Genomic DNA, 25,202 nt, shown 5'->3' on the forward strand with positions numbered 1-25,202 from the left:
ATATACTTACCTTAAAGTCACAAAAACAGAACTACCGGATGTGGGAGACAGGCATGTCTCAGACCTTCTTGGACAGAACAATTGATAACCTTCGGGTTGCCTGGCGCGAATTGCGTGACAGCCCGGTGGTGCGTGGCCTTGGTCTTGATGAAAGTCAGAGCCGTCAGGAACGCTGGCGTCGCCAGATCACCGATTGCCTTGCCAAGCGTGGCGGGGCGGTCTCGGCACGTTCGCGTGCGGCGGCACTTGGTCATGATTTTCTGCGTCTTGATGACGCGGGAAAGCGCGAATTTTTGCACCTGCTAATCAACGAGTTTGGCGTTGATCGAGACCGTGTCGGAGCGATCATGTCAGACTGGAACATGGTTGATGATCTGGCCGAACAGGCTTTGCTGGAGGCAGAACTGAGAGCTGCCCTTACGCCGCCATTTCGCATGATTCTTAAGGAATTCAATTCATTACCCCAGGGTGTAAAGTTTCTGGTTGATCTGCGGGCGGATCTTTTGCGGTGGCGCAGGGAAGCCCCAGGGCTTGTTATCCTTGAGCGTGATCTTAAGGAACTCCTCGCAGGCTGGTTTGATATCGGCTTTCTGGAACTGCAACGCATCACATGGAATTCTTCTGCTTCCCTTCTTGAAAAGCTGATCGCCTATGAAGCCGTTCACGCCATTCAAAGCTGGGATGACCTGAAACGTCGGTTGGCACCGGATCGCCGGTGTTTTGCCTTTTTCCATCCGGGAATGCCCGACGAGCCGCTTATTTTTGTCGAGGTGGCCCTGGTCAATGGCATCGCAGGCAGTGTCGATGCCCTGATCCAGAGTGATCAGGATGACGCAGACGAACAAGAGTCGAAGCTTGCCGATACCGCCATCTTTTATTCGATTTCAAATGCGCAGGCTGGCCTGGCGGGAATCAGTTTTGGTGATTTCCTGATCAAGCGGGTGGTTGGGGAATTGCAACGTGATCTTCCGGATCTCAAGCAGTTCTGTACCCTGTCTCCCATTCCGGCTATGCGCAGCTGGATGGACCGGCAACTTGATGCCATGTTGCAAAAGCAGGACACAGGACTGCCCAAGGCAATTGAGGCAGCCTTACGCGATTGTGATGATCTGATGGGGCCCAAACCGCCTGCAAAACACCCGGACGAGGTGAGCGAACGCACGCGCACCAATATCGAATACCTTACGGCTTGGTATCTTTTGAATGCCAAGCGGGTTGAGACAGGATCGGCATTTGATCCGGTGGCGCATTTCCATCTGACCAACGGGGCACGGGTCGAACGGCTGAACTGGAATGGCAACGGAAATGAAAATGGCTGGATGCAGTCATTTGGCATGATGGTGAACTATCTTTACGACCTTTCGATGATTGAAAAAAATCATGAAAGCTATGTCGGGCAGGGCAAAATAGCCGCATCTGGTGCAGTAAAGCGTCATTTGCGCTAGTTTTGCAAAAGCCGGAAACCCTTGAAACCTGCTAGATATTCCGTGTGATGGCCTGTTAAATTCCACAAGATTGCATTTGTCGAAAAGGCGATGCTTGCATGAGGTGAGCGAAGTTTGTATTAAGGCGCACTCATTCCGGTCTTACCGGCGTGAATTGCGTGCTTGTGTGCGGGCGTGGCGGAACTGGTAGACGCGCTGGATTTAGGTTCCAGTGGAGCAATCCGTGGGGGTTCGAGTCCCTTCGCCCGTACCACTTGCAGGCTTTAAAATAGATCAGGTTATATATTCGTTTAGTCATATTGACTTTCTGACGTCCGGACTGCGTCGCGTAACGGACATTATTCGAACCAAGCAAAAGAGTTATCTATGCAGGTTACTGAAACCAAAAACGAAGGCCTGGCGCGCGAGTTCAAAGTCGTCGTGCCCGCCGCACATATCGAAGAAAAAGTCGTCGCCAAGCTTGACGAGATCAAAGACCAGGTTCGCCTGCCGGGCTTCCGTCCGGGCAAAATTCCGGCGAAACTGCTTCGTCAGCGTTATGGCCAGGCTGTCATGGGCGAAGTTCTTGAAGCCGCTGTGAACGAAAACACCGGCAAAGTTCTTTCCGACAACGACCTGCGTCCGGCCGTTCAGCCGAAAATCGAAGTAACCAAATTCGATGAAGGCGGGGATCTTGAGTTCGACATCGCTGTTGAAGTCATCCCGGCAATCGAAGCAATGGACTTCAAAAAGCTGAAACTGACCCGTGAAGTTGTTGAACTTGACGACAGCAAGGTTAACGAAACCCTTGATCGTATTGCCGCAGCGCAGGGCACCACTGCTCCGCTCGCACGCAAGCGCAAGTCGAAAGCCGGTGACGTTGTCGTTATCGACTTCCTCGGCAAAATCGACGGTGAAGCATTCGACGGCGGCAAAGCCGAAGATTACGAACTCGAACTCGGTTCGGGCTCCTTCATCGATGGTTTCGAAGATCAACTGACCGGTGTTAACGCTGGTGACGAAGTTGTCGTCAAAGTGAAATTCCCGGAAGCTTACGGTGCTGCTGAACTCGCTGGCAAAGATGCCGAGTTCGACGTAACCGTCAAGGAAATCAAAGAAAAGAAACCGGCTGAGCTGGATGACGAACTTGCCAAGAAACTTGGTCAGGAATCGTTTGAAGCGCTTAAAGACGCAATCCGCAAGGATTACGGACGCGAATACGAATCGGTTTCCCGTCAGAAACTGAAGCGTCAGCTGCTTGATGCGCTGGCTGAAAACCACAGCTTCGAACTTCCGACCTCGCTGGTCGAAAACGAACTGCAGGGCATCATCGGCCAGATCAAACAGGCCCGTGAAGCTGGTCAGGAAGATGACGAAACCAAAGGCAAGTCCGAAGAAGAGCTGACCGAAGAGTTCCGCGAAATCGCAGAACGTCGCGTTCTTCTTGGTCTTCTGCTTGCAGAAGTTGGCCGTGCAAACGAGATCCAGGTTACCCAGGAAGACGTGAACAAGGTCCTTGTTGCTGAAGCTCAGAAGTACCCGGGTCAGGAACAGCAGGTTATTGAATTCTATAAAAATAACCCGCAGGCCTTGCAGGCTCTTCAGGGCCCTGTATATGAAGACAAGGTCGTGGATTACATCGTCGAACTCGCAAAGGTTGAAGAAAAGACCGTAACGGTCGAAGATCTTCTGAAACCGGAAGAGGAAGACGAAGCTCCGAAGAAGAAATCGGCTGCTAAGAAAGCACCGGCGAAAAAGGACGCAGAGAAAAAGGCTCCGGCCAAGAAAGCTGCTGCCAAGAAGCCGGCTGCGAAGAAAAAAGCAGAAGACTGATCTGACGAGAAGTAATCCTGCCGGACACGGTTTTGGATAATGCAGGGAGTTGCAGTTGATGATTAGAGAACAGATGAATTCGCTTGTGCCGATGGTGGTTGAACAGACCAGCCGGGGCGAGCGTGCCTATGACATCTTTTCGCGTTTGCTCAAGGAGCGTATCGTCTTCATCAACGGTCAGGTTCATGACGGCATGTCGTCACTGATCTGCGCGCAGCTCCTGCATCTCGAATCGGAAAATCCGGACAAGGATATTTCGCTTTACATCAATTCTCCGGGCGGTGTTGTGACCTCGGGTCTCGCCATCTATGACACCATGCAGTACATCCGTTGTGATGTATCGACGGTGTGCATGGGGCAGGCGGCATCCATGGGCTCGCTTCTGTTGATGGCCGGTGCAAAGGGCAAGCGTTACTGCCTGCCGAATGCGCGTGTCATGATCCACCAGCCGTCCGGCGGTTTCCAGGGACAGGCATCGGATATCGAAATCCATGCCCGCGAAATCCTGGCGTTGCGTCAGCGTCTTAACGAGATCTATGTCGAACATACCGGCCGTGATCTCAAGACGATTGAAGATGCGATGGAGCGTGACAACTTCCTCACCCCGGATCAGGCCAAGGAATTCGGTCTGATCGACGAAGTGGTGACATCGCGTCCGAAGCCGGAAAGCGATGGAAAGAAAGACTGATCGTTCCATTACGATCGGCAAAAACGCCCCGGACGAACGCCGGGGCGTTTTTTTATGTCTTGCCTCATGGCAGTTTTAAGTCATAGACAGGTATAGGCGCAGGTATCGGCATGATGTCTGGAACTTGTATGGCACTCGAACGTTTGGGTGATTAATACAAGGGGTTTCGTAACCAATCTGGCGAACCCATATCAAACATGATGCCATAACGCCGAAAAGCGCAGATTAAACGTTGAGATCGGTATCGTTTACCGGCTAACATGGCGATAAAAGATAACGTCAAACGTAATTGGGGTTTGTATGAGCAAATCGAATAGCGGGGACTCCAAGAACACTCTGTACTGTTCTTTCTGTGGAAAGAGCCAGCACGAGGTTCGCAAGCTCATCGCCGGTCCAACCGTATTCATCTGTGATGAATGCGTAGAGCTTTGCATGGACATCATCCGCGAAGAGCATAAAACCCATCTCGTCAAATCGGCAGACGGGGTGCCTTCTCCGCAAGAGATTTGCAAGGTCCTTGATGACTATGTCATCGGTCAGGGCCATGCGAAAAAAGTTCTCTCGGTCGCGGTTCACAACCATTACAAGCGCCTGCATCACGCCAGCAAGAATGAAGACATCGAACTGGCGAAATCCAACATCATGCTGGTCGGTCCGACCGGTTGCGGTAAAACGCTTCTGGCTCAGACGCTGGCCCGTATTCTGGATGTTCCGTTCACCATGGCTGATGCCACCACGCTGACCGAAGCCGGTTACGTGGGGGAAGATGTCGAGAATATCATTCTCAAGCTGCTGCAGGCTGCTGACTACAATGTCGAGCGCGCCCAGCGCGGCATCGTCTATATCGACGAGGTCGACAAGATTTCGCGTAAATCCGACAACCCGTCGATCACGCGTGATGTCTCGGGCGAGGGCGTCCAGCAGGCATTGCTCAAGATCATGGAAGGCACTGTTGCTTCGGTTCCGCCGCAAGGTGGCCGTAAACATCCGCAGCAGGAATTCCTGCAGGTCGACACCACGAACATCCTGTTCATCGTTGGTGGCGCGTTTGCCGGTCTTGATCGTGTGATCTCCCAGCGTGGCAAGGGCAGCGCAATCGGCTTTGGTGCCGACGTTCGCAGCCAGGATGACCGCCGCACGGGTGAAGTGTTGCGCGAAGTTGAACCTGAAGACCTTCTGAAATTCGGTCTGATCCCGGAATTCATCGGTCGTCTGCCGGTTCTGGCAACGCTTGAAGACCTCGATAACGAAGCTTTGGTCAAGATCCTGACCGAGCCGAAAAACGCACTGATCAAGCAGTATCAGCGTCTGTTCGACATGGAAGATGTGAAACTCACCTTCCAGCCTGATGCGCTTAAGGGAATTGCCGACAAGGCAATTGAACGCAAGACCGGTGCGCGTGGTCTGCGCTCGATCATGGAAGGCATCCTGCTTGATACCATGTTCGATCTTCCGACCATGGATAGCGTCGAGGAAATCGTCATCAATAGTGACGTTGTCGAAGGAAAGGCAAAACCGTTGCTGATCCATGCGGAACGCCATGAAGGTGTCGAAAACACTGCCTGATATCAAATCCCGCACCGGCATCTATTGCGGTGCGGGAATTTCAGCTTATCTAAGAAATGTTCGCGTTACTGGCGGGGCCTATGGCAGGACCCCAGCAACGTTTTGGCTCAGAGTAGGGAATAGAACATAATGGTCGAATTGGCGCGTGGCGAAATTTACCCGGTGCTGCCGTTGCGCGACATTGTCGTGTTCCCGCACATGATTGTTCCTCTGTTCGTTGGACGTGAGAAATCGGTGCGTGCGCTCGAGGATGTGATGCGCGAAGACAAGCAGATCATGCTTGTCACCCAGAAAGACGCCGGTCTTGATGACCCGGCAGTCGAAGATCTCTATGAAGTTGGTACTGTCGCAACTGTCCTGCAGCTTCTCAAGCTTCCGGATGGAACCGTCAAGGTACTGGTAGAAGGCGGAAAACGTGCCGAAATCACCGGCTATGTTGATAACCCGGAATTCTTCCAGGCCTATGGTGCCGTGCGCGAGGATGCTGACGAAGATGACAGCGAACTCGAAGCGCTTGCTCGTTCTGTGGTGACGCAGTTCGAACAGTACATCAAGCTCAACAAAAAGATTCCGCCCGAAGTTCTGGTATCTGTAAATCAGATCGAAGAACCGGCGAAGCTTGCCGACACGGTGGCATCCCACCTGTCGCTCAAGATTTCTGAAAAGCAGGAATTGCTGGAAACCAGCCTTGTTGGTGACCGTCTGGAACGTATTTTCGGCTTCATGGAATCCGAAATCGGCGTCTTGCAGGTTGAAAAGAAAATCCGCAACCGCGTCAAACGCCAGATGGAGAAAACCCAGCGCGAGTACTATCTGAATGAGCAGCTCAAAGCCATTCAGAAGGAACTTGGCGAAGGCGAGGACGGCAAGGACGAAGCTTCTGAAATCGAAGAGAAGCTGAACAAGGCCAAGATGCCCAAAGAGGCAAAGGAAAAGGCCCAGGCAGAACTCAAGAAACTGCGCAATATGAGCCCGATGTCGGCGGAAGCCACCGTGGTGCGCAACTATCTTGACTGGATGGTGTCGATTCCGTGGAACAAGCGTTCGCGTGTATCCCATGATCTGAAAAAGGCCAAGAAGGTTCTTGATAAGGAACATTACGGTCTTGAGAAGGTCAAGGAACGCATCCTTGAATATTTAGCCGTTCAGGCCCGCACCAAAAAAGTCAAAGGTCCGATCCTTTGCCTTGTTGGTCCTCCCGGCGTTGGTAAAACCTCGCTTGGTAAATCGATGGCCAATGCAACAGGTCGCAGCTTTGTGCGTATGTCGCTTGGCGGGGTGCGTGATGAGTCCGAAATTCGCGGTCATCGCCGGACCTATATCGGTTCCATGCCGGGCAAGATTGTCCAGGGCATGAAAAAGGCGAAATATTCCAACCCGTTGTTCCTTCTCGACGAGATTGAAAAAATGGGTTCGGATTTCCGCGGTGATCCGGCATCGGCACTGCTTGAGGTGCTTGATCCGGAACAGAACTCGACCTTTAACGACCATTATCTTGAAGTCGATTACGATCTTTCGGATGTGATGTTTGTGACGACGGCAAACTCGCTTCGTATGCAGCAGCCGCTGCTTGACCGTATGGAGATCATCCGTATCTCCGGTTACACCGAAGACGAGAAAGTCGAGATCGCCAAACGTCACCTGATCCCGAAACAGATCAAGGATAACGGTTTGCGCAAAGGTGAATGGAGCATTTCTGACGAAGCGCTTCGTGATCTGATCCGGTTCTATACCCGCGAGGCAGGTGTCCGTAACCTTGAACGCGAGCTGGCCCGTCTGGCCCGTAAGGCGACCAAGCGTATCATGCTCGAGAATATCAAGGCTGTGCGTGTAACGCCGCGTACCCTTGGCAAATATGCAGGCATCCGCAAGTTCCGCTATGGCGAGACCGAGGGTGAAGATCAGGTTGGTGTCGTGACCGGTCTTGCCTATACCGAATTCGGTGGCGATCTGTTGCAGATTGAATCTGTGACGGTTCCGGGCAAGGGCAACATGAAAACCACCGGCAAGCTCGGTGAAGTCATGACGGAATCGATCCAGGCGGCGACCTCGTTCGTGCGTTCGCGTGCAGCAGAGTTCGGCATCAAGCCGACCCTGTTCCAGAAACGCGACATTCACGTGCACGTCCCGGAAGGTGCAACCCCGAAAGACGGTCCGTCTGCCGGCGTTGGCATGGTGACGTCGGTTGTGTCTGTTCTGACCGGCAATCCGGTGCGCAAGGATGTGGCCATGACCGGCGAAGTGACGCTGCGTGGCCGTGTGCTTGCGATTGGCGGTTTGAAAGAAAAGCTTCTGGCGGCGTTGCGGGGTGGGGTGAAAACCGTCCTGATCCCGCAGGAGAACGAAAAGGATCTCGAAGAGATTCCGGACAATGTCAAACGCGGTATGGAAATCATTCCTGTGTCGCATGTTGACGAAGTTCTCAGCCATGCTTTGGTCAATCCGCTGGTCCCGATTGAGTGGGAAGAACCCGAAGATGATGTCGCGGTCAAATCCAAGGACGGCGAAGAATCGGAAATTGGTGGTGTGACGACGCATTAAAGCGTGTCATAACCGGCAGAAATCAAGGGGAGCGACCATGTCGCTCCCCTTTTTCTGTGGATAACTTTGACCAAGAATCGGCGAAGGGACATGTCGAGATTGGTGTAAAGCGCAAAAAATCGAAAAAAACGTCAAAAACCGCAGAAAACTGCGTCTCTCGCATTGACGAGCTGTTTGCTACCTGCTTACACTGCCCATGCAACAGGTTTGGGGCAAACCAAATTTCCTCATAACTCCGAACGTCCAAACAAGGGGGCCAGGAAGTGAATAAAAACGATCTCGTTGGAAGTGTAGCTGCTAAAGCTGATCTGTCCAAAGCTGACGCTGCAAAAGCGGTTGACGCTGTTTTCGATTCCATCACCGAATCTCTTAAATCCGGCGACGAAGTTCGTCTGGTTGGTTTCGGTACCTTCGCTGTCGCTGCTCGCGCTGCTTCAAAAGGTCGCAACCCGCGCACCGGTGAAGAAATCGACATTCCGGCATCGAAACAGCCGAAGTTCAAGGCTGGTAAAGGCCTTAAGGACGCCGTCAACTAAGTTTGACGAAGTTCTTGGAAAAAATGCCGGTGACAAGCGTCACCGGCATTGCTTTTTGTAAAAACCATGTTATGTTCCGCCCCGCTTCCGCAAGAAACAGCGCGGACAAGCAACGGGTGATTAGCTCAGCTGGTTAGAGCATCTCGTTTACACCGAGAGGGTCGGGAGTTCGAATCTCTCATCACCCACCATAAAAAAGGCAGCCCTAAAGGCTGCCTTTTTTCGTGTTCGGGCATGATTCGAATCTTTTCCGAATCACATCACGCAGGCCTTGAAGCAAAATGCTGGTTCGCGGGTTCTGTTTTTCGGGTAATACGTCGCATTTTTGGCGGGTTCAGGTTGACCAGCCATCATGGATAAATACCCTTGAAATAGAAGTTACATTTTTATGCAAACAGGGCATTGCATTTTGTAAAAAGCATGGTAAGTTCCGCCCGCTTCCGCAGAAAACAGCGCGGACAAGCAACGGGTGATTAGCTCAGCTGGTTAGAGCATCTCGTTTACACCGAGAGGGTCGGGAGTTCGAATCTCTCATCACCCACCATAAAAAAGGCAGCCCTAAAGGCTGCCTTTTTTCGTGTTCGGGCATGATTCGAATCTTTTCCGAATCACATCACGCAGGCCTTGAAGCAAAATGCTGGTTCGCGGGTTCTGTTTTTCGGGTAATACGTCGCATTTTTGGCGGGTTCAGGTTGACCAGCCATCATGGATAAATACCCTTGAAATAGAAGTTACATTTTTATGCAAACAGGGCATTGCATTTTGTAAAAAGCATGGTAAGTTCCGCCCGCTTCCGCAGAAAACAGCGCGGACAAGCAACGGGTGATTAGCTCAGCTGGTTAGAGCATCTCGTTTACACCGAGAGGGTCGGGAGTTCGAATCTCTCATCACCCACCACGAAAAAGGCAGCCCTAAAGGCTGCCTTTTTTCTTTGCCTGATTTTCGGCTCTGGTGCCCTTTCCATTCAGACTTGGTCGATCACTACCGGTTTGCGCGCTGCATTGCGTCAAAGGCTGTTTTACGGCTACACGGCATGCATTGAGTGTTTCATGACAAATGGCGCCTGTTGCAGGTGCGTGCGCCCTCAGGGCTGTTATAAGCCGCTTTGTGGTCCTGGTGCTTTGGGGGAAGGCTGGGGTTTGTCGGTGACTGAATGGTTGCAGCGTTATCCACATCTCATTAAAGCCCGATAACTCTCTGTAAAAGTTGACGCTTGATCGCCTGACGGGCAGTGTTAAGGCAGAAATTTCGGCTATCGGTCACTAGAAACGGAACCTGCATCATGAACATTCCATCGACCGGGCATGTTTCGCGCGTCATCTGGCACCTTCGGCGATTGGTGCTTGTGCTTTGCGTTCCGCTTATTCTGACCAGCTGCTATTTGCCCGAGGCCTTCAATATCGATCTTTCGATGGAACGGAATGGCGATTATCGGCTGAGCTATCAGGGGATGCTGGTGCAGCCGACCATTACCCAGGGGCTGTTGGAGCAAAGTCTCGATCCTGCCGGGGAAAAGGAAAAGGTCGACAAGGTTCTTGCCGATCTCAGGCGCGATTCGGGCGTCAAGCAGTTGACCTATAGCGGGCGAGGTGCGTTCAACATCGTCTATGAACGCCGTGGTAATATTATCCGTGAGAAAAGCTTTGTCTTTGTACGTCGCCAGTCACGCATTCTCGAGATGTTTTTCCACAAGGACCGCAACACAGTCGAAATCCGGGGCGGGTTTGTGCCGGATCAATATCAGGATCGCCTTAGTGCTCTTGGCTATCAGATGACCGGCAAGATCGAGTTTCGTACCACTGCGGGCATTCGCAGTCATAACGCAGCCGAGTTCAAGGAAGTCGGCGGCCAGAACCGGCTGCGCTGGGAAATCAAATCGATTACTGACCCGGTGCCCAACGTGATTGTCGGCTAGGGCAGGGGCATCCGATACCGCAAATGACAAAGGGACAGCACAAACGCTGTCCCTTTTCGGTTTTTCTGGTGTCTGAGGGTCTGGAAACCGGTCTAGTAGACCATTTCGTCTTCGCCGCTGCCTTCGGAGATAACGATCTGGCCCTGTGCTGCCAGTTCTTTGGCGAGCTGAACGATCATCATTTGCGACTCTTCGACATCCGAAAGACGAACCGGCCCCAGTGCATCCATGTCCTCTTTCATCATCTTGCCTGCGCGTTCGGACATGTTCTTGAAGAACAGATCGCGCATCTGGTCGGTCGAGCCTTTAAGCGCAAGGGCAAGCTTGTCTTTCTCGACCTGACGCAGAAGGGTCTGAACACCGTTATTGTCGAGACGGGCAAGGTCTTCAAAGGTGAACATGAGCGCCTTGATCTTCTCGGCCGAGTCACGGTTGCGTTCCTCAAGAGCGGTCAGGAAGCGATCCTGACTCTGGCGATCAAGGCTGTTGAAGATATCGGCCATCAATTCGTGGTTGTCGCCGCGCGAGCCACGCGCAAGGTTCGACATGAATTCGGTGCGCAGCGTCTTTTCGATGTTATCGAGAACTTCCTTCTGCACGGCTTCCATACGCAGCATGCGCATGATGACTTCCATCGAGAAGTTTTCCGGCAGAAGCGACAGAACCGAAGCCGAGTGACCGGGTTTCAGCTTTGACAGCACAACGCCAACGGTTTGCGGGTATTCGTTTTTCAGATAGTTGGCAAGAACGGCTTCGTTAACGTTATTCAGCTTGTCCCACATGGTGCGACCCGCCGGACCACGGATCTCTTCCATGATGCCGTTAACACGGTCTTCGGGCAGAACCTTGGACAGCAAGCGTTCGGTCGTATCAAAGGAACCGACAAGGGAACCGGTAGAGGACAGCTGATCGGCAAACTCGACAAACAGACGTTCAACGATGTTGGAGCTGATGGTGCCAAGGCCTGACATGGTCTGGGAAATCTCTTTGATTTCCTCGTCATCCATCATGCTGAACATCTTGGTCGCGTGCTCTTCCCCAAGAGCAAGCATGAGAATCGCTGCCTTCTCGGGCCCGGCCAGTGATCTGTATTCTTCTTTAACGCGCCCCACGGGTGGTCTTCTCCGTCGTAATGACTCTGGCCTCGTACTGAACCAGTCGTACAAGGCTTGCCCCTATCACACCGTAAGATAGGGGGAATTTGTCAACAATTCTATAAAAGCCGACGCGTCTTTGCAAAGCCCCACATGTATAAGCCCGCAAAATGTACTTAATTGCCAAAATCAGTACAAATCAGAGGCCGGAATGCATTTCAAAGCGCGATGTTCGCAGGTGATATTGCCGAATGGGTTGAAAACGTTGCTAGCTGCTTGACTTGGTTTTGGGGGTGGTCTAACAAAGGCCCGCCGATTGATGGTCATTTTGCGGGCGTAGCTCAGTTGGTTAGAGCGCCGGCCTGTCACGCCGGAGGCCGCGGGTTCAAGTCCCGTCGCTCGCGCCATGATCCATCATCTGTTGTCTGTTATCGGGTGTTTCGTCTTTTCCGCGATCATCTTTTCATGTGTTGCTAATGCTGCTTCGCACGCTTGGGTCTTGATCATCTCGACATGCGGCCCGATATCGGACGGTAGTGAACGGTAAAAAGATTAGAAAGTTTCCGGTCTTAGAGCGGTTTAATGCTGCTTGAGGACTGGAACTTGTGCGGTGCATGCGTTATGGTGCGCCGTAATGGGCCAGGTGGGGACCTGGTCGGGTCACAAGGCCTGTTCTTGAGAGGTCAGAGAGATGCAAGAGCTTCTTTCGGAATATCTTCCGATCCTGGTATTTATCGGGATCGCCGTCGGTCTTTCGGCGGTAATCGTCATCGCGTCGCTGGTTCTTGCCAAGCAGGCACCGGATGTTGAGAAACTGTCCGCATACGAGTGTGGGTTCGCGCCGTTTGAAGATGCGCGTATCAAGTTCGACGTCCGGTTCTATCTGGTCGCAATCTTGTTCATTATTTTCGACCTCGAAGTCGCCTTCCTGTTCCCGTGGGCTGTTACCCTCGGTGATATCGGGACTTTCGGCTTTGTATCGATGGTGATCTTCCTGGCTGTTCTGACGGTCGGATTTATCTATGAATGGAAGAAGGGAGCTTTGGAATGGGAGTGAGCACCAATACAGGCGCACCCCTGGCACCCGGTACGGATCAGGATGCACTGCTTAAGGGCGTGTTTGACGAGATGAATGACAAGGGCTTTGTCCTTGCCAATCTCGACAAGCTGGCAAGCTGGGCAAGCACCGGTTCCCTTTGGCCGATGACTTTCGGTCTTGCCTGCTGTGCTGTTGAGATGATGCATTCGGCTGCGTCGCGTTATGACCTTGACCGTTATGGTCTGGTGTTCCGCCCAAGCCCGCGTCAGTCAGACGTGATGATCGTTGCTGGTACGCTGACCAACAAAATGGCCCCGGCACTGCGCAAGGTCTATGACCAGATGGCTGAGCCGCGCTGGGTTATTTCGATGGGGTCGTGCGCCAATGGCGGCGGTTACTATCACTATTCCTATTCGGTGGTTCGCGGTTGTGACCGTGTTGTCCCGGTTGACGTTTATGTTCCGGGTTGCCCGCCGACAGCCGAAGCGCTGATCTACGGCGTGATGCAGTTGCAAAAGAAAATCCGCCGTACTGGTGTCCTGACACGCTGATCCGTAATAGGGGGCTTGCATGAGCGAACTGCTCAGCGATAACAGCGCCGCATTGAATGATCTTAAAGATCTTGTGGTGTCCCAGCTGGCCAACGAAATCCTCGAAAGCGAGATTCGTTACGGCGAGCTGACCATCGTCGCAAAGCGCGACGATATTCTTAAAGTTCTGACCTTCCTTCGGGACGATACCGGCTGCTTGTTCAAGCAGCTTATCGACGTTTGTGGTGCAGATTACCCGGAACGTGCTGAACGTTTCGACGTGGTTTACCACCTGCTGTCGCTCAAACATAACCTGCGTATTCGCGTAAAGATCCGTACCGACGAAGAAACGCCGGTGCCGAGCTGTGTTCCGCTTTTCAGCGCCGCCGGCTGGTTCGAACGTGAAGCCTGGGATATGTACGGTATCTTCTTTGCAGGTCATCCGGATCCCCGTCGTATTCTTACCGACTACGGTTTCGAAGGTCATCCGCTGCGCAAGGATTTCCCGCTGACCGGTTATGTCGAGGTTCGCTATGACGACGAGCAGAAGCGCGTTGTCTACGAACCGGTGAAACTGGTTCAGGATTTCCGTAATTTCGATTTCGAAAGCCCGTGGGAAGGCATCCAGCATGTTCTTCCGGGTGATGAAAAGGCGGAGGGCAACGCCTGATGTCCGAACAAAAAATCAAAAATATGACCATGAACTTCGGCCCGCAGCACCCTGCGGCGCACGGCGTTCTGCGTTTGGTTCTGGAAATGGACGGCGAAGTTGTCGAACGTTCCGACCCGCATATTGGTCTTCTGCATCGTGGTACGGAAAAGCTGATCGAATATAAGAGCTATATTCAGGCGACCCCGTATTTCGACCGTCTCGACTATGTTGCTCCGATGAACCAGGAACATGCATATTGCCTGGCCATCGAGAAGCTGATGGGGATCGAGGTTCCCAAACGTGGTCAGTATATCCGTGTTCTTTATGCGGAAATCGGTCGTATTCTGAACCACATTTTGAACCTGACCGCGTTCGCACTGGACGTTGGTGCGATGACCCCGCTTCTTTGGGGCTTTGAAGAACGTGAAAAGCTCATGGAATTCTATGAGCGCGCCTGTGGTGCCCGTCTTCACGCCAACTATTTCCGTCCGGGCGGTGTTGCAGCTGATCTTCCGGCTGGTCTTCTTGAAGACATCGATGCCTGGGCAGATCAGTATGACATCTTCCTCAAGGACTTTGACCGCGTTCTGACCGGTAACCGTATCTTCAAACAGCGTACGGTTGATATCGGTATCGTGAGTGCGGAAGAGGCGCTTGACTGGGGCTTCACCGGTCCAAACATTCGTGCATCGGGTCTGGCATGGGATCTGCGTAAATCGCAGCCTTATGACTCCTACGAAGAATTCGACTTCGACATCCCGATCGGCAAGAACGGCGATTGCTATGACCGCTTCCTCGTTCGTTTCGAAGAGATGTGGCAGTCCCTGAAAATCATCAAGCAGGCCATCAAAAATATGCCCGATGGTCCTGTTATTGTTGAGAATAACAAAGTGGCACCGCCGTCGCGCGCCGATATGAAGCGTTCGATGGAAGCCCTGATCCATCACTTCAAACTCTTCACCGAAGGTTTCCACGTTCCGGCTGGCGAATGCTATGCCGCTGTGGAAGCACCGAAGGGCGAGTTTGGTGTGTATCTTGTTTCGGATGGCTCGAACCGTCCGTATCGCTGCAAAATCCGCGCCCCGGGGTTCCCGCACCTCCAAGGCATCGACTTCATGTCCAAAGGTCACATGCTGGCCGACGTCGTTGCCAATATCGGGTCGCTAGATATCGTGTTCGGTGAGATTGACCGATGAGCCATTTGAGAAGACCAGCTCCGAAAGAGCTTCAACCGACCAGCTTTGCTTTCACTCCGGAAAATCTGGAAAAGGCAAAGAAGATCATCGCCAAGTATCCGGAAGGCCGCCAGCAGAGCGCGGTCATGCCGCTGCTTGATCTCGCGCAGCGTCAGACCGAAGGAAACTGGGTTCCGACCGTCGCAATGGATTACATTGCCGACATGCTCGAAATGCCAGCCATTCGCGTCTACGAGGTCGCAACCTTCTATACGATGTATAACCTTGCCCCGGTGGGTAAGAACTTCATCCAGGTTTGCACCACGACGCCGTGCTGGCTTCGCGGTTCTGCCGACATTGTCGATACCTGCAAAAAGGAACTCGGCATTGGCATCGGCGAAACCACTGAAGACGGTCAGTTCACCATGATCGAAGTTGAATGCCTTGGTGCGTGTGTTAACGCCCCGATGATGCAGATCAACGACGATTATTATGAAGACCTGACCCCGGAAACGACCAAGGCGATCCTTGATTCCCTTAAAAAGGGCGAGATGCCGAAAGCCGGTCCGCAGAGCGGCCGCAAAGGTTGTGAACCGATGGGTGGTCCGAAGGTTCTGAAGGCATTCTGTGGCTGCGGTGCAGCCCCGCAGGGCGCTGATGCAAGCGAAGGGGACGCCTGATATGCTGCAGGATAAGGATCGTATCTTTACCAACCTGTATGGTTTCCAGGATTTCGGCCTCAAGGGCGCGCAGTCCCGTGGTAACTGGGATGGTACCAAGGCCCTGATCGAAAAAGGCCGCGACTGGATCATCGACGAGATGAAAGCATCCGGTATGCGTGGTCGCGGGGGCGCTGGCTTCCCGACCGGCCTTAAATGGTCGTTCATGCCCAAGGAATCTGATGGTCGTCCGAGCTATCTCGTCGTTAATGCCGACGAAGGCGAGCCGGGCACCTGCAAAGACCGCGAAATCATGCGTAATGATCCGCATACACTGGTGGAAGGTTGCCTTCTTGCCAGCTTTGCGATGAATGCACATGCCGCTTACATCTATATTCGTGGTGAATTCTATCACGAGGCATCCAACCTTCAGCGTGCGATCGACGAAGCTTATGAAGCGGGTCTGATCGGTAAGAACGCCTGTGGTTCAGGCTGGGACTTTGACCTTTACCTGCATCTTGGTGCTGGTGCTTACATCTGCGGCGAAGAAACCGCCCTGATTGAAAGTATCGAAGGTAAAAAAGGTCAGCCGCGTCTCAAGCCGCCATTCCCGGCAAACGCCGGTCTGTATGGCTGCCCGACCACGGTGAACAACGTTGAAAGTATCGCAGCCGTTCCGACCATTCTGCGTCGTGGCGGTTCGTGGTTCTCAAGCTTTGGCCGTGAAAACAACCACGGTACCAAGCTGTTCGCCATTTCCGGTCACGTCGAAAAGCCGTGTACTGTCGAAGAAGCGATGAGCATTCCGCTGCGTGAACTGATCGAAAAGCATTGCGGCGGCGTCCGTGGTGGCTGGGACAACCTTCTTGCGGTTATCCCGGGTGGTTCGTCGGTTCCGTTGATGCCCAAAGATGTTTGCGACGACGTTCTGATGGACTTCGACGGCCTGCGTGAAGTGGGTTCGGGTCTTGGGACGGCGGCTGTGATCGTCATGGACAAGTCGACTGACATTGTCTACGCGATCGCGCGTCTGTCGGAATTCTACAAGCATGAAAGCTGTGGTCAGTGCACGCCGTGCCGTGAAGGCACTGGCTGGATGATGCGCATGATGGCGCGCATGGTCCGCGGCGAAGCCACGCTTGATGAAATTGATCTGTTGTGGGATGTGACCAAACAGGTCGAAGGCCACACCATTTGTGCGCTTGGCGATGCAGCTGCATGGCCTATTCAGGGCCTTATCCGTCATTTCCGTCCCGAAATGGAACGTCGGATCAAGGAATATCGCGCACGGATCGCGGCCTGAGAGGGGCCTGTTGAGAGGGATTGAGACATGCCGAAACTAACAGTTGACGGTATTGAAGTTGAAGTAGAAGCCGGGGCGACAGTCCTTCAGGCCTGTGAAGAGGCCGGAAAGGAAATCCCGCGTTTCTGCTATCACGAACGCCTGTCAATCGCCGGCAACTGCCGTATGTGCCTGGTTGAAATGGAACGCGCACCGAAACCGGTCGCTTCCTGTGCCATGCCTGCGGCAGACGGAATGGTGATCAAAACCGATTCCGACCTGGTCAAGAAAGCACGCAATGGCGTGATGGAATTCCTGCTGATCAACCATCCGCTGGATTGCCCGATCTGTGACCAGGGGGGGGAATGTGACCTTCAGGACCAGGCCATGGCCTATGGTTTTGATTCTTCACGTTACGCCGAGAAAAAACGCGCAGTGAAAGACAAGGAACTGGGCCCGATCGTCAAAACGATCATGACCCGTTGCATTCACTGCACCCGCTGTGTGCGTTTCTCCGAGGAAGTCGCCGGTGTCGGCACCATGGGTGCTGTATACCGTGGCGAGGATACCGAGGTCGGACCGTATATCGAAGCATCAATCAATTCCGAACTTTCGGGCAACCTGATTGATCTTTGCCCGGTTGGCGCTTTGACTTCCAAGCCGTATGCGTTTACCGCACGCCCGTGGGAACTCAAGAAAACCGATAGCATCGACGTGATGGATGCGGTTGGCTCGAACATTCGTATCGATGCCCGCACCGCCGAAGTTCTGCGCGTTTTGCCGCGCACGAATGAAGACATCAACGAAGAATGGATTTCGGACAAAACCCGTTACGCCATCGATGGTCTGAAGCGTCAGCGCCTTGACCGTCCGTATGTTCGTGTGAATGGCAAGCTCCAGCCTGCAAGCTGGGACGAGGCATTTGCCGCGATCAAGGCAAAGGTTTCCGGTCTGGACGGCAAAAAGATTGCCGCACTTGCCGGTGACACGGTCGATTGTGAAGCAATGACCGCGCTCAAGGATCTGATGGGTAAACTGGGTTCCCCGAACCTTGATTGCCGTCAGGACGGTTCGAAGATTGGTGGCCCGCGTGCTTCCTATATCTTCAACAGCACGATTGCCGGTATTGACGAGGCAGATGCCTGCCTGATCGTCGGTGCAAATATCCGTGCCGAAGCGCCGATCATCAATTCCCGCCTGCGCAAGCGCTGGCGTTCGACTGCCGGTGATTTCAAAGTCGGCATCATCGGCGAGAAATGGGATCCGACCTACAAGAACGATTATCTTGGCGCAGGCCCGGACACCCTTGCTGAAATTATTGCAGGCAAGAACGACTTCGCCAAGGTTCTTGAGGCAGCTGACAAACCGATGATCATCGTCGGTATGGGCGCTCTGAACCGTGAAGACGGCGATGCTGTTCTGGCAGCGACCCGCGCGATTGCCGAGAAATTCGGCATGGTTTCGGGTGAATGGAACGGCTTTAACGTTCTGCACACCGCCGCATCGCGTGTTGGCGGCCTTGATCTGGGCTTTGTCCCGGGCGAGGGCGGTCTTGCAACCAATGACATCCTTGATGCCGCAGCCAAAGGCGACGTGGAAGTTGTCTATCTTCTGGGTGCAGACGAAGTCGACATGAGCAAACTGGAAAAGGCATTTGTCATTTACCAGGGTGCAATGGGGGATGCCGGTGCCCAGGCAGCAGACGTTATTCTGCCGGGTGCTGCCTATACCGAAAAGAACGGCACGTATGTCAACACCGAAGGCCGCGCCCAGCAGGGCTGGCGTGCGATCTTCCCGGTTGGTGACGCGCGTGAGGACTGGGCAATTGTTCGCGCACTTTCGGGCGCGCTTGACCACACCCTGCCGTACAACAATATCGATGCTGTTCGTGCCCGTATGGTGGAAATCAGCCCGACCTTCGCGTCGCTGAACGTTCCGTCCAAGGCAGAATGGACCGAATTCGGTAAAGCAGGTGACATGAAGCCGGAAGGTTTCGTTTCTCCGGTTCGCAATTTCTATATGACCGACCCGATCAGCCGCGCATCGGTAACGATGGCCAAATGTACTGAGGCCTTTGTTAAGGACGCGGCTGCCGAGAAGGTTGCCTGAGTAAGATGGGCGGCGCAATTTCGTCGCCCATCCCACAAGGGGGTGTCCCAATTCTGGGACGAAACGCAAAAGATACGGTTTGACCGATGGAACTTCTTTGGGACGGATATATTGAACCGCTAGTCTGGATCGTCGCCAAAATTTTGGCGATTGTTGTCCCGCTGCTGGTTGCTGTCGCTTATCTGACCTACGCAGAGCGTAAGGTTATCGGTGCTATTCAGCTCCGTAAGGGCCCGAACGTTGTGGGGCCGTTTGGCCTTCTGCAACCGCTCGCTGATGGTCTGAAGCTGTTTCTGAAAGAAACAATCATTCCGAGCAGCGCGAACAAGGGCGTGTTTATCATCGCCCCGATGCTGACTTTCATTCTGGCGATCATTGCCTGGGCGGTTATCCCGTTCGACGAGGGCATGGTACTGGCCGATCTGAATGTCGGTATCCTTTATATCTTCGCGATTTCTTCGCTGGGTGTTTACGGCATTGTGATGGCCGGTTGGGCATCGAACTCCAAATACGCATTCCTTGGTGCGCTGCGTTCCGGCGCCCAGATGGTTTCGTACGAGATTTCGATCGGCCTGATCATCATTTCGGTTCTGTTGACGACCGGCTCCTTGAACCTGAGCGACATCGTCCGCGGTCAGACCGGCGGGATCTGGGAGTGGAACTTTGTATACCACTTCCCGATGTTCATCATCTTCATCGTGTCCATCCTGGCAGAAACCAACCGCGCACCGTTTGACCTTCCCGAAGCGGAAGCCGAACTGGTTTCGGGTTATAACGTCGATTATTCGGCAATGACCTTTGCGCTGTTCTTCCTGGGTGAATACGCCAACATGATCCTGATGAGTGGCCTGTGCGCCATTCTGTTCCTGGGTGGCTGGAGCGCGCCGCTGCCGTTCCTCGAATTCATCCCGGGGGCAATCTGGTTCATTTTGAAGATCTGCTTCGTTCTGTTCATCTTCCTGTGGGTCCGTGCAACCTTCCCGCGTTACCGTTATGACCAACTGATGCGTCTGGGCTGGAAAATCTTCCTGCCGCTGTCTTTCGCATGGGTCATGCTGGTTGCCACGTTCCTCGTTGTTTTTGACAAGGTCCCGGCCTGATCGCCGCGCATCGGAAAGAGAGAGGTAAACGATGTCATTTATTGATCGGACGGCCCGGAGCTTCCTGCTCGCGGAACTCGTATCGGGTATGGCGCTCACCTTGAAATACATGTTCAAGCCGAAAGTGACGCTGAACTACCCGTATGAAAAAGGCCCGCTGAGCCCGCGTTTCCGTGGTGAACACGCACTGCGCCGCTACCCGAACGGGGAAGAGCGTTGCATTGCTTGTAAACTTTGCGAAGCAATCTGCCCGGCACAGGCAATTACCATCGAGGTAGAGCCGCGTGACGATGGTTCGCGTCGTACAACCCGCTACGACATTGATATGACGAAATGCATCTATTGTGGTTTCTGTGAAGAAGCCTGCCCGGTAGATGCCATCGTCGAAGGTCCGAACTTCGAGTTCGCAACCGAAAACCGCGAGGAGCTGTTCTATGACAAGGACAAGCTGCTGGCAAACGGCGAGCGTTGGGAAGCCGAGCTTGCTGCACGATTGGAGGCAGACGCACCTTACCGGTAAGTGTCGCGTCTGATCGTTAGAAAGAGAGTTCATGGGCCGTTGTCAGCCAGAAGGGCGGCAACGGTTCGCCAAGGGGGTACCTTATGGTCGTACAGGCTTTGGCTTTTTACCTGTTTGCTACCGTCGCGGTCCTGTCCGCGACTGCGGTTGTGACCGTTCGCAACCCGGTGCATTCGGTACTGTTGCTGATCTTGACATTCTTTAACGCAGCCGGACTTTTCGTCCTGCTGGGTGCCGAGTTTCTCGCCATGCTGCTCGTCGTCGTCTATGTCGGCGCGGTTGCAGTCCTGTTCCTGTTCGTCGTGATGATGCTGGACATCAACTTTGTTGAAATGCGCCAGGGTTTCCTGAACTACCTGCCGATCGGGGTTCTGATCGCAGTTGTTCTGTTTGTCGAACTTGCACTGGTTGGCGCTGGTTGGACCCTGACGGACGGGGCGGTCGCGGTTCTCGCGCAGCCGACACCGGAAGGCGTTACAAACGTAGAGGCGCTTGGTCGTCTGATTTATACCGATTACGCATACATCTTCCAGGCGGCTGGTCTGGTTCTGCTTGTTGCGATGATTGGCGCAATTGTCCTGACGCTGCGTCACCGTGAAGGTGTCCGTCGTCAGAAAATCTCCGAGCAGGTCAAGCGTAACCGCGCTGATACGCTTGAAATCAAAAAAGTTCCGGTCGGAAGGGGGATCTGATGGAAATCGGTCTTGCACATTATCTGACCGTCGCGGCGATCCTTTTCACACTCGGGATCTTCGGCATCTTCATGAACCGCAAGAACGTCATCATCATCATGATGTCGATCGAGCTGATGCTGCTGGCGGTCAATATCAATCTGGTCGCGTTCTCGTCGTTCCTCGGCGACCTCGTTGGACAGGTTTTCACCATCTTCGTTCTGACGGTTGCTGCGGCTGAAGCAGCGATTGGTCTGGCGATCCTGGTCGTCTATTTCCGTAACCGCGGCACCATCGCGGTTGAAGACATCAACATGATGAAGGGGTAAGGCAGATATGTATCCGTTGATTGTATTCCTGCCCCTGATCGCGGCAGCCATTGCCGGGGCCATCACGCTGGTCGGCGCAATGTCGACCGCAAAAGATGCCCCGCATGACGCACATGGTCATCACCATCATGGTGTTTCTTCGGCTGATCGTGTGGCACAGCTTGTCACCGTTTGCGGTGTTGTTATTGCCTTTATCATTTCGATCTTTGCCTTTGTGGATGTCGCCCTTGGCGGCAACCCGCAGACGATCGAACTGTTCACCTGGATTTCTTCGGGCAGCTTCGATGCTTCCTGGGCCCTGCGTATTGATACGCTGACCTGTGTGATGCTGATCGTTGTGACCGGTGTTTCCTCGATGGTGCATATCTATTCGATCGGCTACATGTCGCATGATCCGGACAAGCCGCGCTTCATGGCGTATCTCAGCCTGTTCACCTTTGCGATGTTGATGCTGATTACTGCCGACAACCTGATCCAGCTGTTCTTCGGTTGGGAAGGCGTTGGTCTTGCATCCTACCTTCTGATCGGTTTCTGGTATTCCAAACCGTCGGCGTCGGCTGCTGCGATCAAGGCTTTCGTCGTTAACCGTGTCGGTGACTTCGGTTTTGCACTTGGTATCTTTGCGGTCTATGTGCTGTTTGACAGCGTCCAGTTCGACGTCATCTTTGGTAATGCCGAAGAAGTCGCCGGTACGACACTGATGTTCCTGGGGCACGAATTCTCCGCTCTGGAAATTACCTGCTTCCTGCTGTTCATCGGCGCGATGGGTAAATCGGCACAGCTTGGTCTGCACACATGGCTTCCCGATGCAATGGAAGGCCCGACCCCGGTTTCCGCACTTATCCATGCGGCAACCATGGTAACGGCTGGCGTATTCATGGTCGCGCGTCTGTCGCCGATCTTCGAATATGCTGAAACCACCCTGATGATCATCACCATCGTTGGTGCGACCACAGCATTCTTTGCCGCGACCGTCGGTTGCGTTCAGAACGACATCAAGCGCGTGATTGCATATTCGACCTGTTCGCAGCTCGGCTACATGTTCTTTGCTTGCGGCGTGTCGGCATATTCGGCTGGTGTATTCCACCTGATGACCCACGGCTTCTTCAAGGCGCTTCTGTTCCTTGGGGCCGGTTCGGTCATCCATGCGATGTCTGACGAACAGGACATGCGCAAGATGGGTGGTATCTGGAAAATGGTTCCGCTGACCTTTGCTGTCATGATGGTTGGTACGCTTGCGATTACCGGTTTCCCGGGCCTTGCAGGCTTCTATTCCAAGGACCTTGTGATCGAAAGTGCGTATGCTGCACATACCAATGTCGGTCTTTATGCCTTCTGGGCTGGTATCCTTGCTGCACTGATGACCTCGTTCTATAGCTGGCGTCTGGTGTTCATGACCTTCTTTGGTGCTCCGCGCGCCGATGAACGTACCATGGCACATGTTCATGAAAGCCCGGCTGTCATGACCGGTCCGCTGCTGTTCCTGACTGTTGGTGCGATCTTTGCCGGCTGGTTTGCAAAAGACTGGTTCGGTGGCGGCGACTATGAAGAAATGCTGTCCTTCTGGAACGGCGCGATCTTCATGGCCGAAGGTCATACTGCCCTTGAAAATGCCCACCATGTTCCGGGTTGGGTCAAACTGGCACCGTTTGTTGCCATGGTATCAGGCTTTGTCATTGCGCTTGTGATGTACAAACTGGTTCCGTCGCTTCCGCGTACTCTGGCGAACACCTTCAACGGTCTGTATCGCTTTGCGCTGAACAAATGGTACTTTGACGAACTCTATGACAAGATTTTCGTAAAGCCGGCCTTTGCTCTTGGCTATGGCTTCTGGAAATCGGGTGATGGTGCCATCATTGATGGTTGCGGCCCGGATGGTGTTGCTGCTGCTTGCCGTAACATCGCACGTCGCGTCAGCGCCATTCAGAGTGGTTTCGTCTATCACTATGCATTTGCAATGCTGATCGGTATTGCAGCGCTGGTCTCCTACACAATTTGGAAGATGGGTTAACGGGCGATGAGTGATTGGCCAATTCTTTCGATCGTCACCTTCTTGCCGCTGATCGGCGCAGCCTTGCTGCTGCTGATCAATGGTGAAGAGGCGACTGTTGCCCGCAATTCCCGTTGGGTTGCGCTTTGGACCTCGGGGTTCACCTTCCTCGTCTCCTTGATGCTGTGGGTGAACTTCGATGCAACGACCGCAGATTTCCAGTTCGTCGAACAGGCGGACTGGATGCCGGGTCTGAACATCTCCTATCACATGGGCGTTGACGGTATTTCCGTTCTGTTCGTCCTGCTTGCGACCTTCCTGACGCCGATCTGTATTCTTTCGGCATGGGAAGCCATCCAGAAGCGCGTGAAGGAATACATGATCGCCTTCCTCGTTCTTGAAACGATGATGGTCGGCATGTTCAGCGCGCTTGACGGTCTGCTGTTCTATCTCTTCTTTGAAGGTGTCCTGATCCCGATGTTCATCATCATCGGTGTCTGGGGCGGTCAGCGTCGTGTCTATGCGGCATTCAAGCTGTTCCTTTATACGCTTCTTGGCTCGGTTCTGATGCTGGTTGCTCTGCTGGCGATGTATTTCGACGCAGGTACCACCGACATTCCGACCCTGATGGAGCACGGGTTCAGCTATAATATGCAGCTGTGGCTGTGGCTGGCATTCTTTGCATCCTTCGCGGTCAAGGTTCCGATGTGGCCGGTTCATACCTGGCTTCCGGATGCCCACGTTGAGGCGCCGACTGCCGGTTCGGTTATTCTGGCTGGCGTCCTTTTGAAGATGGGTGGTTACGGTTTCCTGCGTTTCTCGCTGCCGATGATGCCGCTGGCATCTGAAACCTTCGCGCCGCTCGTCTTCACACTGTCGATTGTTGCAATCATCTATACTTCGCTGGTCGCTCTGGCCCAGCAGGACATGAAAAAGCTGATTGCATATTCGTCGGTTGCCCATATGGGTATCGTGACCATCGGTGCATTCACCTTTAACCAGCACGGTATCGAAGGTTCGATCTTCCAGATGCTGAGCCACGGTGTGGTTTCGGGCGCGCTCTTCCTGTGTGTTGGCGTTGTCTATGACCGCATCCATACCCGTGAAATTGACGCCTATGGCGGTCTTGTTCACCGTATGCCGAGCTATGCGCTGATCTTTATGTTCTTCACCATGGCGTCTGTCGGCCTTCCGGGGACGGGTGGTTTCGTTGGCGAAATCCTGGCTCTGCTGGGCGCGTTCGAAGCAAACACTTGGGTTGCATTCTTTGCTGCAACCGGTCTGATCCTTGGTGCGGCTTATGCGCTGTATCTCTATCGCCGGATTATTTTCGGGGCACTCACCAAAGAGAACCTGAAATCAATCCTCGATCTGAGTCCGCGTGAATGGCTGATCTTCGCACCGCTGGTGGTCGTTGTATTGTGGATGGGGGTCTATCCGGTCTCCTTCCTCGACATCATGCATGTTTCGGTTGAAAACCTCGTCAACCAGGTCGAAACGGCCCAGGCTGCAGCGGCACATGCCGCCCAGCTGGCCGCGAATTGAGGGG

Annotated in this window: 21 protein-coding genes and 5 tRNA genes; 25 read left to right on the top strand and 1 reads right to left on the bottom strand. The window is 53.5% G+C overall.

The features are described from left to right. Positions 1-53: 53 nt before the first annotated feature. From TH30_RS06830 to TH30_RS06880, 11 genes are all read left to right on the top strand, one after another. A complete protein-coding gene (locus TH30_RS06830; protein ID WP_258548642.1) occupies positions 54-1,445 on the top strand; it encodes a malonyl-CoA decarboxylase in 1,392 nt (463 codons plus the stop codon). A 168-nt stretch (positions 1,446-1,613) separates the two neighbouring features. Next, a tRNA-Leu gene (locus TH30_RS06835) sits at positions 1,614-1,698 on the top strand. 113 nt (positions 1,699-1,811) lie between these two features. Next, positions 1,812-3,257 carry a trigger factor gene (tig, locus tag TH30_RS06840; protein WP_114097344.1) on the top strand — a complete coding sequence of 482 codons (1,446 nt, stop codon included), beginning with the start codon at positions 1,812-1,814 and terminating at the stop codon, positions 3,255-3,257. Positions 3,258-3,315: 58 nt separating this feature from the next. Beyond that, complete coding sequence (gene clpP, locus TH30_RS06845) at positions 3,316-3,945, top strand: ATP-dependent Clp endopeptidase proteolytic subunit ClpP (protein ID WP_114097345.1); 630 nt, start codon at positions 3,316-3,318, stop codon at positions 3,943-3,945. Between the two features lie 300 nt (positions 3,946-4,245). Beyond that, on the top strand, positions 4,246-5,511 hold the full coding sequence (gene clpX, locus TH30_RS06850) for an ATP-dependent Clp protease ATP-binding subunit ClpX (protein WP_114097346.1): 1,266 nt from the start codon (positions 4,246-4,248) through the stop codon (positions 5,509-5,511). Positions 5,512-5,640: 129 nt separating this feature from the next. Next, positions 5,641-8,052, top strand: a complete 2,412-nt coding sequence (gene lon, locus TH30_RS06855) for an endopeptidase La (RefSeq protein WP_114097347.1) — start codon at positions 5,641-5,643, stop codon at positions 8,050-8,052. Positions 8,053-8,315: 263 nt separating this feature from the next. Continuing rightward, entirely contained in the window at positions 8,316-8,588 is a 273-nt protein-coding gene (locus tag TH30_RS06860; protein WP_114097348.1) for an HU family DNA-binding protein, read from the top strand. Between the two features lie 114 nt (positions 8,589-8,702). Continuing rightward, positions 8,703-8,779: transfer RNA gene (locus TH30_RS06865), tRNA-Val, on the top strand. A gap of 276 nt (positions 8,780-9,055) precedes the next feature. Continuing rightward, a tRNA-Val gene (locus TH30_RS06870) sits at positions 9,056-9,132 on the top strand. A 276-nt stretch (positions 9,133-9,408) separates the two neighbouring features. Then, a tRNA-Val gene (locus TH30_RS06875) sits at positions 9,409-9,485 on the top strand. Between the two features lie 385 nt (positions 9,486-9,870). Beyond that, on the top strand, positions 9,871-10,503 hold the full coding sequence (locus TH30_RS06880) for a hypothetical protein (RefSeq protein ID WP_181850170.1): 633 nt from the start codon (positions 9,871-9,873) through the stop codon (positions 10,501-10,503). A 92-nt stretch (positions 10,504-10,595) separates the two neighbouring features. On the opposite strand, the gene fliG is transcribed toward TH30_RS06880, so the two are convergent. After that, positions 10,596-11,615, bottom strand: a complete 1,020-nt coding sequence (fliG, locus tag TH30_RS06885; RefSeq protein ID WP_114097349.1) for a flagellar motor switch protein FliG — start codon at positions 11,613-11,615, stop codon at positions 10,596-10,598. Positions 11,616-11,927: 312 nt separating this feature from the next. On the opposite strand from fliG, the gene TH30_RS06890 reads away from it, so the two are divergent. The 14 genes from TH30_RS06890 to TH30_RS06955 all read left to right on the top strand — a co-directional run bounded on the left by TH30_RS06890 (position 11,928) and on the right by TH30_RS06955 (position 25,198). Then, a tRNA-Asp gene (locus TH30_RS06890) sits at positions 11,928-12,004 on the top strand. Between the two features lie 284 nt (positions 12,005-12,288). After that, on the top strand, positions 12,289-12,654 hold the full coding sequence (locus TH30_RS06895; protein WP_008891231.1) for an NADH-quinone oxidoreductase subunit A: 366 nt from the start codon (positions 12,289-12,291) through the stop codon (positions 12,652-12,654). Continuing rightward, on the top strand, positions 12,645-13,187 hold the full coding sequence (locus TH30_RS06900) for a NuoB/complex I 20 kDa subunit family protein (RefSeq protein WP_114097350.1): 543 nt from the start codon (positions 12,645-12,647) through the stop codon (positions 13,185-13,187). The genes TH30_RS06895 and TH30_RS06900 overlap by 10 nt, the downstream gene beginning before the upstream one ends. A 19-nt stretch (positions 13,188-13,206) precedes the next feature. After that, entirely contained in the window at positions 13,207-13,836 is a 630-nt protein-coding gene (locus TH30_RS06905; RefSeq protein WP_181850171.1) for an NADH-quinone oxidoreductase subunit C, read from the top strand. Continuing rightward, on the top strand, positions 13,836-15,014 hold the full coding sequence (locus TH30_RS06910) for an NADH-quinone oxidoreductase subunit D (RefSeq protein WP_114097351.1): 1,179 nt from the start codon (positions 13,836-13,838) through the stop codon (positions 15,012-15,014). The genes TH30_RS06905 and TH30_RS06910 overlap by 1 nt, the downstream gene beginning before the upstream one ends. Continuing rightward, the gene (gene nuoE / locus TH30_RS06915; protein WP_114097352.1) at positions 15,011-15,673 is read left to right on the top strand and encodes an NADH-quinone oxidoreductase subunit NuoE; all 663 of its coding nucleotides are present in this window, start codon (positions 15,011-15,013) and stop codon (positions 15,671-15,673) included. Before TH30_RS06910 ends, nuoE begins: the two co-directional genes overlap by 4 nt. Position 15,674: 1 nt before the next feature. Beyond that, positions 15,675-16,955 carry an NADH-quinone oxidoreductase subunit NuoF gene (gene nuoF, locus TH30_RS06920; protein WP_114097353.1) on the top strand — a complete coding sequence of 427 codons (1,281 nt, stop codon included), beginning with the start codon at positions 15,675-15,677 and terminating at the stop codon, positions 16,953-16,955. Between the two features lie 27 nt (positions 16,956-16,982). Then, positions 16,983-19,043 (top strand): NADH-quinone oxidoreductase subunit NuoG, encoded by a 2,061-nt coding sequence (nuoG, locus tag TH30_RS06925; protein WP_114097354.1) that lies wholly within the window; start codon positions 16,983-16,985, stop codon positions 19,041-19,043. A gap of 86 nt (positions 19,044-19,129) precedes the next feature. Further along, complete coding sequence (gene nuoH / locus TH30_RS06930; RefSeq protein WP_114097355.1) at positions 19,130-20,143, top strand: NADH-quinone oxidoreductase subunit NuoH; 1,014 nt, start codon at positions 19,130-19,132, stop codon at positions 20,141-20,143. A 31-nt stretch (positions 20,144-20,174) separates the two neighbouring features. Then, positions 20,175-20,663: an NADH-quinone oxidoreductase subunit NuoI gene (nuoI, locus tag TH30_RS06935; RefSeq protein WP_068518918.1), complete on the top strand. Its 489-nt coding sequence runs from the start codon at positions 20,175-20,177 to the stop codon at positions 20,661-20,663. Between the two features lie 83 nt (positions 20,664-20,746). Continuing rightward, positions 20,747-21,355 carry an NADH-quinone oxidoreductase subunit J gene (locus TH30_RS06940; RefSeq protein WP_114097356.1) on the top strand — a complete coding sequence of 203 codons (609 nt, stop codon included), beginning with the start codon at positions 20,747-20,749 and terminating at the stop codon, positions 21,353-21,355. Continuing rightward, positions 21,355-21,663, top strand: coding sequence for an NADH-quinone oxidoreductase subunit NuoK (gene nuoK, locus TH30_RS06945; RefSeq protein ID WP_007089416.1), 309 nt, complete (start codon positions 21,355-21,357; stop codon positions 21,661-21,663). The genes TH30_RS06940 and nuoK overlap by 1 nt, the downstream gene beginning before the upstream one ends. Positions 21,664-21,670: 7 nt before the next feature. Then, entirely contained in the window at positions 21,671-23,674 is a 2,004-nt protein-coding gene (gene nuoL, locus TH30_RS06950; protein WP_114097357.1) for an NADH-quinone oxidoreductase subunit L, read from the top strand. A 6-nt stretch (positions 23,675-23,680) separates the two neighbouring features. Continuing rightward, positions 23,681-25,198 carry an NADH-quinone oxidoreductase subunit M gene (locus tag TH30_RS06955; RefSeq protein WP_114097358.1) on the top strand — a complete coding sequence of 506 codons (1,518 nt, stop codon included), beginning with the start codon at positions 23,681-23,683 and terminating at the stop codon, positions 25,196-25,198. The last annotated feature ends 4 nt before the right edge of the window (positions 25,199-25,202 follow it).

Origin of the sequence: Thalassospira profundimaris, assembly GCF_003326795.1 — a bacterium.
GTDB classification, from domain to species: domain Bacteria; phylum Pseudomonadota; class Alphaproteobacteria; order Rhodospirillales; family Thalassospiraceae; genus Thalassospira; species Thalassospira profundimaris_C.